The sequence below is a fragment of the Faecalibacterium sp. Marseille-Q4137 genome (assembly GCF_017377535.1).
Lineage (GTDB): Bacteria > Bacillota > Clostridia > Oscillospirales > Ruminococcaceae > Faecalibacterium > Faecalibacterium duncaniae.
On the sequence record NZ_JAFREK010000014.1, the window covers coordinates 1 to 13,803 of the forward strand.

The following is a 13,803-nucleotide window of genomic DNA, read 5'->3' on the forward strand; positions in this document are numbered from 1 at the left end:
CCCTCCTTCCCTGCCAAACCCTTGGAGACGGAAACGGTGCTGATGCCCAGCCGCTGTGCAATGTCCGCCATGCGTACTGCTTTTGCCATGTTCCTGACCAGCTTTCTTCTTGATTTGGTTATGAGGTAAATAAAATTCTGATTAACTTTATAACTAGCATAACAGTTTTCGGTAGTTTCGTCAACAAAAACCTTTGAAAGCCTTCAAGCTAACCATTGTTTAGGCTAATTTTCTCTATTTTTGTTAGCTAACAAAACATTTTAAGTTCAATTTTCGTGTTGTATCCCGGATTTGCGGGTCAGTTTTCACAAGAAAATCGCCGAATTGCCACCAAAACACCGAATCTTTTTGGTGATATTGACAGTGCATCGTGAAAAGACTATACTTAAATCACAAAAAGCGAAAGGAAGCAGTTAGCTAAATCAAGTTAACAAAAGCTTTCGCAACCCGGAAAAAGGTTCCACATTAAAGAAGGAGGACATCCCTATGCGTAAGATCAATCGCCGCAATTTCCTGAAGGTCACTGGTGTGTTGGCCGCAGCCTCCGCTCTTGCCGCCTGCGGCGGCAGCACCGCCGGTTCCGCTGCCAGCGCAGACGGTGCAAAGGCTTACAATGAGCTGACCGTTGGCACCGACAACACCGACCTGAAGGCCGATCTGAAGTTCGTCAGCCACCGCACCGACCTCATCGAGGACGGCACCTTTGACGGCTACGTTGCCGCATTCCAGAAGCTGTATCCCAACATCACCATCAAGTACGAGGGCATCACCGACTATGCCAACGACATGACCACCCGTCTGACTTCCAACGACTGGGGTGATTTGTGCATGATCCCCACCAACATCCCCCTGACCGAGTTGGGCGACTACTTTGAGCCTCTGTGCGCACTGAGCGACATTGAGAACGAGTACAACTTCGCTTCCAACCGCGCTTATAACGGCAGCGTGTACGGCATCCCCTCCACCGGCAATGCACAGGGCATCATCTACAACAAGAAGGTTTTTGAGGCTGCCGGCATCACCACCCTGCCCAAGACCCCGGACGAGTTCCTGGATGACCTGCAGAAGATCAAGGACTACGATCCTTCCATTGATCCCCTGTACACCAACTACGCCGCCGGCTGGACCATGACCGCATGGGATGCTTACACCAGCGGCGGCGCAACCGGCGACCCGAACTGGATGAACATTACCATGCCCCAGACCAAAGATCCGTTCCAGAAGGGCATTCTGGGTGCGGACGATATGGGTCCCTACGCTGTGTACTACATCCTGTACGAAGCAGTGAAGCGCGGCTTGACCGAGGCCGACCCCACCACCACCGACTGGGAGGGCTCCAAGCCCCGCATCAATAACGGCCAGATCGGTGCCATGGTTCTGGGCAGCTGGGCCATCGTGCAGATGCAGGCCGCCGGTGACCACGCCGACGACATTGGCTATATGCCGTTCCCCATCACCGTCAAGGGTACCCAGTACGCCAGCGCAGGTGCAGACTACTGCTACGGTGTGAACAAGAACACCACCGATGACAAAAAGCTGGCTGCCATGCTCTACATCAAGTGGCTGACCGAAAGCTCCAACTTTGCTTATGATCAGGGCGGTGTGCCGGTGCTGAAGAGCCAGGAATACCCCGATACCCTGAAGGCATTTGACGGCATCGACCTGGTCGAGGATGCCCCCGCCCCCGCAGAGCTGGCAGACCTTGCCACCGAGGTGCAGCAGGAGGCTGAGCTGATGCTGAATGCCGACCAGACCCACGTCATGCGTGTGGTGGAGGCTGGCATCAACGGCGACGAGACTCTGGACGACATCGTGGCCGACTGGAACGCTGCATGGGACGCAGCTGTGGATGCCTGCGCACCGCAGTAATCGATCTATCGTTATAAATCAGCAGGGCGGGCCCGTGTCCGCCCTGCTTTTGGTGAAAGGAGGTCTTTTACATGGCATCTTCCGCAACCGTATCCGCGCCTAAAAAGCGCAAGAGCTTCAGCGAATACTTTCACAGTATGCGCGGCCAGCAGCTCATCGTCACGCTGGTGTTCCTGTTTGTTCCGCTGGTGCTGCTGTTCATGTTTACCTATCTGCCCTTCTTCAAAATGGTGGAGTTCAGCTTCTTCAAAATGAAGTACATCGGCAGACGTACCTTTGTGGGTCTGCAGAACTACATCTCGGTCTTTACCCGCAAAGACTGCTTCCATGCTTTGAGCCTGAGCCTTTACTACATGGTAGGTTCGGTGGTGCAGATGGCGCTGGCGCTGCTGTTTGCCACCATTCTGAGCTTCAAGTGCAAGGGCAGCAAGTTCTTCCGTGGTGCACTGTACTTTCCCTGCCTCATCTGCGGCATCTCGGTGGGCTTCATCTTCAAGTTCTTCTTCACCCACGGCTTTGTGCTGGATACCCTGCTGAGCTGGGTGGGCTTCAATGTAGATAAGCTTCCCTTCTGGCTCCGGGATGAGTCCATCAACAACGTCGTGCTGGTGGCCTGCTCTATCTGGAAATACATCGGCCAGAACATCGTCATGTTCATCGGTGCTATCGCTTCTGTGGACCCCGTTCTGTACGAGGCTGCTGAGATCGACGGTGCCAACGCATGGCACCGCTTCAAGGACATCATCCTGCCCTCCATCAGCACCATCGTGGTGCTGAACCTCATCATCTCGGTGTCCGGCGCACTGTCCGCCTTCGAGATGCCCTATGTTGTCACCGGCGGCGGCTTCAACACCTCCACCTACTTCGTGGTCATGGACAAGATCGCCCATACCGACCAGAAGGTGGGTCTTGCATCCGCCATGGCTGTGGTTCTGCTGCTGCTCATCGTGATCGTCACCTACGCCCAGAAGGCTGTGGAAAAATGGCTGGAAAACCGCAGCAGCGGCGTAACCAAGTGAAAGTGAGGCAGAACGTATGAACGCAATCAAAATGAAGCGCATCCTCATCAATATCTGCAAGTATGTGCTGCTGATCTTTGCCGCTTTCGTGGCACTGGTGCCCATCGTGTCCTGTATCTTCACCGCCTTTAAGACGGAGGAAGAGTATGCCAGCACCAACGTCATCACCCTGCCCAAGAACTTTTTGAACTTCGATAACTTCATCATCGCATGGAACAAGGCCAACATGGGTAAGGCGTTCCTCAACAGCTTTATTATCCTGATCTGCGTGCTGGTAGGCAGCATTATGATCAGCGCCATGCTGGCTTATGTGCTGAACCGGTTCAAGTTCCCCGGCAACAAGCTGATCCGCAACCTGTTCACCATTGCCACCCTGATCCCCGGCATCGCCTCCCAGGTCACGGTGTACCAGATCATGACCGCTCTGCATCTGGTAAACTCCATGCCCGGCTACATCATCCTGATGATGGGCACGGACGTTATCACCATCTATATCTTTTTGCAGTTCTTCGAGAACCTTTCCCCCACGCTGGACGAAAGCGCCATTCTGGATGGCTGCACCTACTTTGGTGTGTTCTTCAAGATCCTGCTGCCCCTGCTGAAGCCCGCCATCGTCACCAGCGCCATCCTGAAGGGTGTGTCCACCTACAACGAATACTACATGGCAAACCTGTATCTGCAGGATAAGACCAAGTATCAGGTGGTTGCTACCTCCCTGTATGTGTTCTCCGGCCCCATGGGCAACCAGTACAACTACATTTGCGCCGGTGTCATCATCACCATCATCCCCGCCCTTATCGTGTTCCTGCTGTGTCAGGATCAGATCTACAGCGGCATGGCTGCCGGTGCTGTGAAGGGCTAAAATTGCGACCGCCGCCTGCGGCGGAAACAGGGAGCAATTTTTGGCGCCGCGGTCAGCAGGACACGAGGCCCGCCCAAGGGCCGAAGTGGACGCTGGGCACCGCAAGAGGAAAGCCGTTTTCGGCCAGTACAGTCTTTTCAAGACATCCACATTTTTCCTTCATCATCTGCTGCTTCTCCCGGTTTCTGTGCAGGAGCCGGGAGAATACAGCAGAAGGAAAACAAACAATCTTCTATTACAGGAGTTTATCTTATGAGCAACGTAAAAATGTTCTGCGACGCACTGCCCAACATCCCTTGGCAGGAAAAGCCCGCTGACGTTACCGCCCCGGTGTGGCGGTACAGCGAGAACCCCATCATCGACCGCAACCCTGTGGAAGGGGTGGCACGCATCTTCAACAGTGCCGTGGTGCCCTACGAGGGCAAGTTCATCGGCGTGTTCCGTGGCGAGCAGGTCGATGGCATCCCCTACATCTATCTGGGACGCAGCGAGGACGGCATCCACTGGAACTTTGACAAGGACAAGATCCCCTTCGTCAACGAAAAGGGCGAGCCGTTTATGCCGGTGTACGCCTACGATCCCCGTCTTGTGAAGGTGGAGGACACCTACTACATCATCTGGTGTCAGGACTTCTACGGTGCGTCCATCGGCATCGCCAAGACCACCGACTTCAAGACCTTTGTCCGCATCGAGAACCCCTTTATCCCCTTCAACCGCAACGCCGTGCTGTTCCCCCGCAAGATCAACGGCATGTACACCCTGCTGAGCCGCCCGTCTGACAGCGGCCATACCCCCTTTGGTGACATCTTCCTGAGCCAGAGCCCGGATATGGAGTTCTGGGGCCGTCACCGCCATGTGATGAGCAAGGGCTCCAACTGGTGGGAGAGCGTGAAGATCGGCGGCGGTGCTGCCCCCATTGAGACCAGCGAGGGCTGGCTGCTGTTCTACCACGGCGTTACCGGCACCTGCAATGGCTTCGTCTACTCCATCGGCGGTGCCATTCTGGATAAGGACGAGCCCAGCAAGGTGCTGTACCGCTGCGGCAACTTCCTGCTGACCCCGGAAAAGTGGTATGAGGAGCGTGGCTTCGTGCCCAACGTCTGCTTCCCCTGCGCCACCTTGCAGGATGCCGACACCGGCCGCATCGCTCTGTACTATGGCTGCGCCGACAGCTATGTCGGTTTGGCCTTCACCACCGTAGACGAGGTGGTGGATTACATCAAGACCCACGATAACGCAGGCCCCACCGACCACGAGGTGGGCATCCGCTAAGCGTCAAGCGCAACCCTCTCTGTCAATGCTTCGCATCGCCATCTCTGCAAAAAGAGATTTTACGTCCCCTACCGGGCGCTGGCACGGCGCAAGCCGTGACCGAGAGGGTTTTACTTTGTACAGAAAGGAAGTTCTGTATTATGTCTTCCATCAAACAGGCAGCAGAAGAAATGCTGCTGCAAACCATCATTCCCTTCTGGAAAGGGCTGCGGGACGAGGAAAACGGCGGCTTTTACGGCTACATGGATTTTGACCTGAAGCTGGATAAAAAAGCCGAAAAGGGCTGCATCCTGAACAGCCGCATTCTGTGGTTCTTCTCCGAGGCTGCCATGCTGACCGGCCGGGCAGACCTTGCCGAGGATGCCCGCCACGCCTACCAGTTCTTCCTGAAAAACTGCTACGATGAGGCAAACGGCGGTGTGTACTGGAGCTGCGATTATACCGGCAAGCCGCAGGACACCACCAAGCACACCTACAATCAGGGCTTTGCCATCTATGCCCTTTCCGCTTACTACCGGCTGACCAAAGACCCCGTTGCGCTGGACTACGCAAAAAAGATCTTTCATCTCATCGAGCAGCACTGCACCGACAGCGAGGGCTATCTGGAGGCCTTTACCATCGACTGGAAGCCGGAGAGCAACGAAAAGCTCTCGGAAAACGGTGTCATGGCGGCAAAGACCATGAATACCCTGCTCCATGTGTTCGAGGGTTACGCCGGGCTTTATCAGGCCAGCCGTGACCCGGAGGTGGAAAAGGCTCTGCGCCGCATCCTTGATATCTACGAGCACAAGATTTACAGCCCGGAGCTGCACCGGCAGCTGGTGTTCTTTGACCAGCACTACAACTCTATCATCGATTTGTACAGCTATGGCCACGATATCGAGTCCAGCTGGCTCATCGACTGGGGCTGCGATTTACTGGGAGATGCAGCGCTTTCCAAGCGCATCCACGCCATCAACTCCGACCTTGCCGCCCACATCTACAAGGAAGCTTACATTGACCACTCGGTGGTCAACGAGTGCGACCGGGGCAAGGTGAACACCACCCGTGTGTGGTGGGTGCAGGCCGAAAGCGTACTGGGCTTCGTGAACGAATACAACAAGAGCGGCGATGCAAAATACCGCGATGCCGCCGCCGATATTTACCACTACATCTGCAACGTGATGGTGGACAAACGCCCCGGCAGTGAATGGTTCTGGGAGGTGGACGCAGACGGAAAACCGTCCAGCCGCAAGCCCATCCTTGAGCCGTGGAAGTGCCCCTACCACAACGGCAGAATGTGCATGGAACTGATAAGGAGGAACCCCGATGTCACAGTCTAAACTCCACCCCGAATACCTGCGCCAGAAGGCTTTGCAGGATGCCTACCTGGCCCGCAAAAACAAAAAGACCGATTTCTACAACGGCATCTACGACCGGTGGGAAAACCCGGTGCTGACCCGCGAATCCATCCCGCTGAGCTGGCGGTTCGACCTGAACCCGGAGACGAACCCCCACTTTATGGAGCGTCTGGGCGTGAACGCCGTGTTCAACTCCGGTGCCATCAAGCTGAACGGCAAGTATTACCTTGTGGCGCGCATCGAGGGCAACGACCGCAAGAGCTTCTTCGGCGTGGCAGAAAGTGACAGCCCGGTGGAGGGCTTCCACTTCTGGGAAAAGCCCATCCTGCTGCCGGACACCTGCCCGGAGGAGACCAACGTCTACGATATGCGCCTGACCCAGCACGAGGACGGCTGGATCTACGGCGTGTTCTGCTCCGAGAGCAAGGACAACAGCGTGAATGACCTGTCCGCTGCCGTGGCTGCTGCGGGCATCGTCCGCACCAAAGACCTCAAGACTTGGGAGCGTCTGCCGAACCTTGTCACCAAGCGCAGCCCCCAGCAGCGCAATGTGGATCTGCTGCCGGAGTTTGTCAACGGCAAGTACGCCTTCTACACCCGCCCCATGGATGACTTCATCGACACCGGTTCCGGCGGCGGCGTAGGCTTTGGTCTGTGCGAGGACATCACTCACGCCGTCATTGACGAGGAGATCATCACCAGCCCCCGCCGCTACCACACCATCACCGAGGCAAAGAACGGCGAGGGTGCCACCCCCATCAAGACCGAAAAGGGCTGGCTGCACATTGCCCACGGCGTGCGGAATACCGCCGCCGGGCTGCGGTACGTTATTTATGTATTCGTCACCGCACTGGACGACCCCAGCAAGGTGATTGCAGAGCCCTCCGGCTTCCTGATCGCTCCCCGGGATTGGGAGCGTGTGGGCGATGTCTCCAACGTGGTCTTTACCAACGGCGCGATTGCAGACGATGACGGCAGCGTGTATATTTATTATGCAGCCAGCGATACCCGTCTCCATGTAGCTTCTACCACCATTGACAAACTGCTGGACTTCGCCTTCAACACCCCCGCCGACCCGCTGCGCAGTGTGGACTGCGTAAAGCAGCGGTGCGCCCTCATCGACAAAAATCTGGAGTACCTCAAGAGCATCGGCGAGTAAACCGCCCCTCTGAGCCCTCCACCCGAAAGGAAACGCCATGAAAAAGACCAACATCGACAGCCCCTTCTACCGCACTATGGGGAAGATCGGCGATCTGCTTTTTGCCAACCTTCTGTGGCTGGTGTGCTGTTTGCCCATCGTCACCGCCGGAGCCTCCACCCTGGGGCTGTTCACGGTGGTGAACAAGATGGCGGCAAAGGAGGACTACACCGTCCACACCGACTTTTTCAAGGCGTTCAAGCGGGATTTTAAGCAATCTACTGCCCTGTGGCTGGTGCTTTTGCTGGCAGGCTTTGCCGCCCTCACCGGGCTGCGCACCGCCACCGCACAGGACACCCCCAGCACCGGCATTCTGGCGGCAGCGTCCTTTCTGCTGCTGGTGCTGGCGGGCTGCTGCGGCAGCTGGGGCTTTGCCCTGCTGGCACGTTTCACCTATCCCGGCGTTCTGCCGGTGCTGGCGGACAGCGGCCGCATGACCCTTGCAAACCTGCTGCCCACTGTGGGGAATCTGGCTTTTCTGGCGTGGTTTCCTCTGCTGGCAAAAGCCGCCCCTGCGTGGTTCGTCTATCTGCTGCCCCTGTGGCTGCTCATCGGCGGCGCAGGTTCTGCCCTTGGCATGGCAAGCCTGATGCGCCCCGCCTTTGCTCAGCTGGAAAAAGCCGGGCGCAAGGAAGAGGAACCGGAAGAAGAACCTGACACGGAGGACAGCGTGCAATGATCGTCTGTACCGAAACTGTCCTTATTGGAAGAAAGTGTGATCCTATGGAAGAAAAAGTAAAACAGCAGTATGACCGCTGGCTTTCCCAGCCCGGGATGCCTGCTGACCTTGCCGAGGAGCTGAAGAGCATTGCAGGCAACGAGGACGCCATCACCGACCGCTTTTACCGGGAGCTGGAATTCGGCACCGGCGGTCTGCGGGGTGTCATCGGCGCAGGCACCAACCGGATGAACGTCTACAACATCCGCAAGGCAACGCAGGGGCTTGCCAACTACCTGAACGCCTCCGACCTGCCCAAGAAGGTGGCCATCGGCTACGACAGCCGCATCAAGAGCGATGTGTTCGCAAAAGAAACGGCGGCTGTTCTGGCTGCTAACGGCATCAAGGCGTACATCTACCCCCGTCTGGAACCCACCCCGGCGCTGAGCTGGGCGGTGCGGTACTACGGCTGCGGCGCAGGCGTGTGCATCACCGCCAGCCACAACCCCGCCAAGTACAACGGCTACAAGGTCTACGGCGCAGACGGCTGCCAGATCACCCTTGAGGTGGCAGCAAAGATCCTTGCCGCCATTGAAGCAGTAGACTGCTTTGCCGTACAGCCTGCGGACTTTGACGCAGCCCTTGCCGAGGGCAAGATCGAATACAGCAGCGAGAAATGTCTGGACGACTTTGTGGATGCCGTCTATGCCCAGCGTGTGGGCGATGGGGCTGGCACCGCCGACCTAAAGCTGGTGTACACTCCGCTGAACGGCTCCGGTCTGGAATGCGTGAAAAAACTGCTGGCAAAGCTGGGTGTCACCCATGTGACCGTGGTGCCGGAGCAGGAAAAGCCGGACGGCAACTTCCCCACCTGCCCCTACCCGAACCCGGAGATCCGGGAAGCCATGCAGAAGGGTCTGGAGCTGTGCGACAAAGTGCACCCGGACCTTTTGCTGGGCACCGACCCGGACTGTGACCGCTGCGGCACCGCCGTGCCGGACGGCAAGGGCGGCTACCGGCTCATCACCGGCAACGAGATGGGCATCATTCTGTTGGACTACATCTGCCGCACCCGCAAGGCACTGGGCACCATGCCGGAGCATCCGGTGGCTGTGACCACCATCGTCTCCACCGATATGGCCACCCCGGTGGCGGCAAAGTACGGCGTGGAGCTGCGCCGCACCCTGACCGGCTTCAAGTTCATCGGCGAGCAGATCGGTCTGCTGGAAGCCGCAGGTGAAGCCGACCGCTACATCTTTGGCTTTGAGGAGAGCTACGGTTACCTGTCCGGCGCTCACGTCCGGGACAAGGACGCCGTCAACGCCACCCTGCTGGTGTGCGAAGCCGCCGCATGGTACGCAAAGCAGGGCATGACCCTGCTGGATGCCATCAATCAGCTGTATGCCGAGTTCGGCTGCTACCGCAACGCCCTGCACAGCTTCGCCTTTGAGGGCGAAAGCGGAATGCACACCATGGACGCCATCATGAAGCAGCTGCGGCAGACCCCGCCCACCGCCATCGGCGGCATGGCCGTGGAAAGCTTGGTGGACTACAACACCGCCGGCACCGGACTGCCCAAGGCCAATGTGTTGGAGTTCCGTCTGGCGGGCGGTGCCAAGCTGATGGTACGCCCCTCCGGCACCGAGCCGAAGATCAAGGTGTATCTCTCTGCCGTTGCTCCCACCGAAGAAGCAGCCGATGCCATCAATGACACTCTTGGCAAAGCTGCCTCTGCCCTGTTGAAAGCATAATCCCCTGCAAACTGGCTGCCTCGTTCCCGCCGAAAAATGGACGGGGCAGCTTTTTGCACCCTTTTTCGGAAAAATCGCCTTTTGTGTTCAATTTCAGGCATATTCGAGGTATATAAAATGAAAACGATTCAGCTTACTCCCAGCTGCAAAGACTACCTCTGGGGCGGCGAAAAGCTGCGCACCGAGTACGGCATCCAGAGCGAATTACACCCCCTGAGCGAGGCATGGATGCTGTCCTGCCACCCGGACGGCCCCAGCTACCTGCCGGACGGCTCCACCTTCCAGCAGTACATCAACACTCATCCCGGCTGCCTTGGCACCCACTGCGAAAAGTTCAGCGAGTTCCCCGTTCTGGCAAAGCTCATTGATGCCAAAAAAGACCTGTCCATTCAGGTGCACCCCTCCAATGAATACGCTTTGGAGCACGAACACCAGTACGGCAAGACCGAGATGTGGTATGTGCTGGAAGCAGAGCCGGGTGCCTCCCTCTACTACGGCTTCACCCATGAGATCAGCAAGGAAGAGTTTGAACGCCGCATTCAGGATAACACCCTGACCGACGCGCTGAACGCCGTGCCGGTGCACAAGGGGGACTGCTTCTTCATCCCCTCCGGCACGCTGCACGCCATCCGCAAGGGCATCGTGGTGGCAGAGATCCAGCAGAACTCCAACGTCACCTACCGCATCTACGACTATGGCCGTCTGGGCGCAGATGGCAAGCCCCGGCAGCTGCACATCCCGCAGGCACTGGATGTTACCCTCCGGGAGCCGCCGAAAGCGCAGGACTTCCACGGCCATCTGGCGCAGTGTGATTACTTCACGGTGGATGCCGTAGAGGGTGACTTTGAGGATGTCTGCGACGAGACCTCCTTCACCTCTCTGCTGGTGCTGGAAGGCAGGGGTACCCTGACCGAGACCGCCACCGGCGAAAGCCTGCCAATCCGCAAGGGGCAGAGCCTGTTCCTGCCCGCTGGCACCGGGGCCTACGCCGTAACCGGCACAGACCTCAAGTGCCTGCGTACACGGGTGTAAATAAAGCATGAAAAATTCCCGGGCAGTCTGCCGCTGCCCGGGAATTTGTGCTATGATAGATGCAGAAAAACAGACGAAACGAGGACACAGCCATGGCATCCTACCGCTACGAACGGGATATCAAACCCGAAGACCTGATCCAGGAAACGCCCCCTCCCCTGACCCCGGCGCAGCAGCGTGCCAACTGGTGGCACTACCACTGGTATTATGTGGTGCTGATCGCTGCTGCCCTGCTGGCGGTGGGGTATTTCGTCTGGAACCGAGTCACCGAGGTGCAGCCGGACTACACCGTGGCAGTGGTGAGCCGCACCGACCCGGACACTGCTTTCCTCAGCCAGCTGGAGACCCGGCTGGAAGCCCTTGCCGGGGACGTGAACGGCGATGGCAAGGTGAAGGTCACGGTAAAGGGCATCTGGCTGGCACTGGACTTTGAAACGCAGGATGCCGCCCTGCAGCGGCTGATGCAGTCCAGCGAGGACAAGCTGAACTCTGATTTTTATCTGTGCGAGAGCACCCTGTTCATCGTGGACGACCCCGCCGCCATGGAGCAGCGGTATGGCTGCTTCCAGACGCTGGACGGCACCGACCCGGAGGAAGGAGACGTTCTGTCGGTGGCAGACTTTGCTCTGCCGCTGCAAGACACCGCCCTTGCCAATGATGTGCAGAGCGAAAGCTCTACCCTCTGGTACGCCGCTCGCCGCCTGAACGAGGGCATGAATGCGGATGCCGCTGCCGCTTTGAATGCGCTGTGGGAGAAGCTGGTTTGAGGATTGCGAGAGCATATAGCCTGCATCGGCACGGTGCAGTTCAAGGGTTTGGGTGTTCCCAACAAGCATTTTGCAACGCAAATGGTGTTTGTATAGACAGACACATTGCTTGCAGATGCAGACGTTGTATATACGTCTGCCCTGCTTGCAACAACTATGAAGCCTCTCAATGCGCTTCCCAAATTTGAAAAACATTTTGCGATTGAGACCATCCGTTTTTAAGTTCAACTTGAAGTGGACGGTTATTTTTCTTCTTAGAAAATTTTCGTGTTTGCATCCGCAGCAAGCAGGGCAAGCCGGTACCAACTCGCAATTTTTGAATCAGATTTTACAAATCCGAATTCAAAAACGCTTGTTGGGCTTCTCCCAAACCCGACATTCAGCACAAAATTGCGCTGACCGTGCATCTTATCCTCTAAAGGCATTATGACCCACAAGGGGGCCGGTACCGTCCAGCCCTCTCTCTTTTTGCCAAAGTTTTCATCGCCTTTTCTTGCAACCCGCCGAAAGTGGCGTATTTTCAAATCTTTTTGTTGACACAGCTCGATTTTTGTGGTAGTCTATTCCAACAATTTAATATAACATATTTACTTAGAGTTCCAGCTCGGCTCCTGAAGGAGCCGGAGCAAGTTTTTGACTTTCTTATCGCTACATAACGAACCCGAACCAAGGCCATCCCGGAAGGGATGGTCAGGTTTCGGTTGTTGTGTGGCGATTTTTTATTGTCAGATCCAGCACCGCACCTTGAAAATCGAAAGACCGTCTGCATGGGATACCCGGCGAAGACCTCGCAAGAGCGAGCCGGAAAACGCCGCCGGAAGGGGGCAGGAAATCCATGCAGGGAGAACGGCACACCCAATATCAACTGGTCAAAATGGCCAGTTGATGTGGTGAATGACACAAAGCGTCATTCACCAGAAACATCTTCTACGTTACAGCTCGTTCAATGTGTTCAAATTGAACACTATCCATGTTACGCTTAACCTCGACTTGACATTTTGTCAAGCCACGGTGAAATCTGGTAAGTGCTGCTTTTCAGTACTTACCAAATTACCGTAACACGGTCACTCTGTGGTGGGTTACGAAAACCGTAACTCACCACTTGGAAGTGGTAAATAGACAAATTGTCCACTTACCACCCAGCCATAACGCACAGATTTTAGTTGGTGATCATTTTGATCACCAACCAGACAATCGTAACGCTTTATTGTGTGAAAGTGGTGGTTACCATTTTGATAACCACCATATACCCGTAACATTTGGGGCAAATAATGCTTTTCATTATCCACCACACACCTGTAACAGCCAAAGGAGGATGCCTATGACAACAGAACAATGGGAACGCGAAAATCAGGACACTCTGATGGAATATTTCATTGACGGTGACCCCAGTGTGCGCAGAATCCAGTGCGAATACTGCCGCAAGGTCATCTACACCCAAACCCGGAACCGCAAATATTGCAGCTTCCAGACCTGCGGCCACCGGATGCTGAACTTGCGAAAAAGTCTTAAAAAGCGCGTTGAGCGCGGAACCTACACCTGTCCTTGCTGTGGTGAGCAGTTCTTACCGATTCGGGCGGATGCCAGATATTGCAGCAACGCCTGTCGGCAGAAAGACTACCGTAAGCGTAAAGTAACGGCTCACGCTTCTCTTTGAGGAACTTGATAAAGTTTGTCAAGTTCCTTATCTACGCTCGCTTTTATCCAGTAAAGTGGTACTTCCCATTTTGGGAAGAACCAAAATACCGTAACGTCTAATCGCTCACTCCCAAATCCCCAAAGTGGGAATTGTGGCTGTCATCTGAAATCAAGTTACGCTTTCCGTAACTTGATTTGTAGCCCCTGCCGAATCAGATTCCCACTTTGGGAACTTGATTTTAGCCGTATCAAAATCAAGTTGTCAAAATGATAACTTGATTGCATCCGTGGCAGAGCTACCGGAGTTATCTTTTTGAGAACTTCGGCTTTATCTGTAACACGTCACTCCTACTCCGTAAAAATCAGGTGGTCAAAATGACCAACTGATTTCATCTGT

At 55.9% G+C, this 13,803-nt stretch carries 11 protein-coding genes; all 11 read left to right on the plus strand.

The window, feature by feature from the left end:
• The first annotated feature begins 486 nt into the window (after positions 1-486).
• The 11 genes from J3353_RS07240 to J3353_RS07290 all read left to right on the plus strand — a co-directional run bounded on the left by J3353_RS07240 (position 487) and on the right by J3353_RS07290 (position 13,425).
• Positions 487-1,869: an ABC transporter substrate-binding protein gene (locus tag J3353_RS07240; protein WP_207684521.1), complete on the plus strand. Its 1,383-nt coding sequence runs from the start codon at positions 487-489 to the stop codon at positions 1,867-1,869.
• Positions 1,870-1,940: 71 nt separating this feature from the next.
• On the plus strand, positions 1,941-2,888 hold the full coding sequence (locus J3353_RS07245) for a carbohydrate ABC transporter permease (protein ID WP_005922707.1): 948 nt from the start codon (positions 1,941-1,943) through the stop codon (positions 2,886-2,888).
• Between the two features lie 16 nt (positions 2,889-2,904).
• A complete protein-coding gene (locus J3353_RS07250) occupies positions 2,905-3,750 on the plus strand; it encodes a carbohydrate ABC transporter permease (RefSeq protein WP_005922709.1) in 846 nt (281 codons plus the stop codon).
• A 252-nt stretch (positions 3,751-4,002) separates the two neighbouring features.
• Entirely contained in the window at positions 4,003-5,022 is a 1,020-nt protein-coding gene (locus J3353_RS07255; RefSeq protein ID WP_005922713.1) for a glycoside hydrolase family 130 protein, read from the plus strand.
• Between the two features lie 140 nt (positions 5,023-5,162).
• Complete coding sequence (locus J3353_RS07260; RefSeq protein ID WP_005922715.1) at positions 5,163-6,344, plus strand: AGE family epimerase/isomerase; 1,182 nt, start codon at positions 5,163-5,165, stop codon at positions 6,342-6,344.
• Entirely contained in the window at positions 6,331-7,521 is a 1,191-nt protein-coding gene (locus tag J3353_RS07265; RefSeq protein WP_097777010.1) for a glycosidase, read from the plus strand. Before J3353_RS07260 ends, J3353_RS07265 begins: the two co-directional genes overlap by 14 nt.
• A 37-nt stretch (positions 7,522-7,558) precedes the next feature.
• Positions 7,559-8,239 (plus strand): YesL family protein, encoded by a 681-nt coding sequence (locus tag J3353_RS07270; protein ID WP_005922719.1) that lies wholly within the window; start codon positions 7,559-7,561, stop codon positions 8,237-8,239.
• 44 nt (positions 8,240-8,283) lie between these two features.
• The gene (locus J3353_RS07275; protein ID WP_044960176.1) at positions 8,284-9,969 is read left to right on the plus strand and encodes a phospho-sugar mutase; all 1,686 of its coding nucleotides are present in this window, start codon (positions 8,284-8,286) and stop codon (positions 9,967-9,969) included.
• 117 nt (positions 9,970-10,086) lie between these two features.
• Entirely contained in the window at positions 10,087-11,001 is a 915-nt protein-coding gene (locus J3353_RS07280) for a type I phosphomannose isomerase catalytic subunit (RefSeq protein ID WP_044960178.1), read from the plus strand.
• 92 nt (positions 11,002-11,093) lie between these two features.
• Positions 11,094-11,768, plus strand: a complete 675-nt coding sequence (locus J3353_RS07285; RefSeq protein WP_113621309.1) for a hypothetical protein — start codon at positions 11,094-11,096, stop codon at positions 11,766-11,768.
• 1,321 nt (positions 11,769-13,089) lie between these two features.
• Positions 13,090-13,425, plus strand: a complete 336-nt coding sequence (locus tag J3353_RS07290; RefSeq protein ID WP_207684522.1) for a hypothetical protein — start codon at positions 13,090-13,092, stop codon at positions 13,423-13,425.
• The last annotated feature ends 378 nt before the right edge of the window (positions 13,426-13,803 follow it).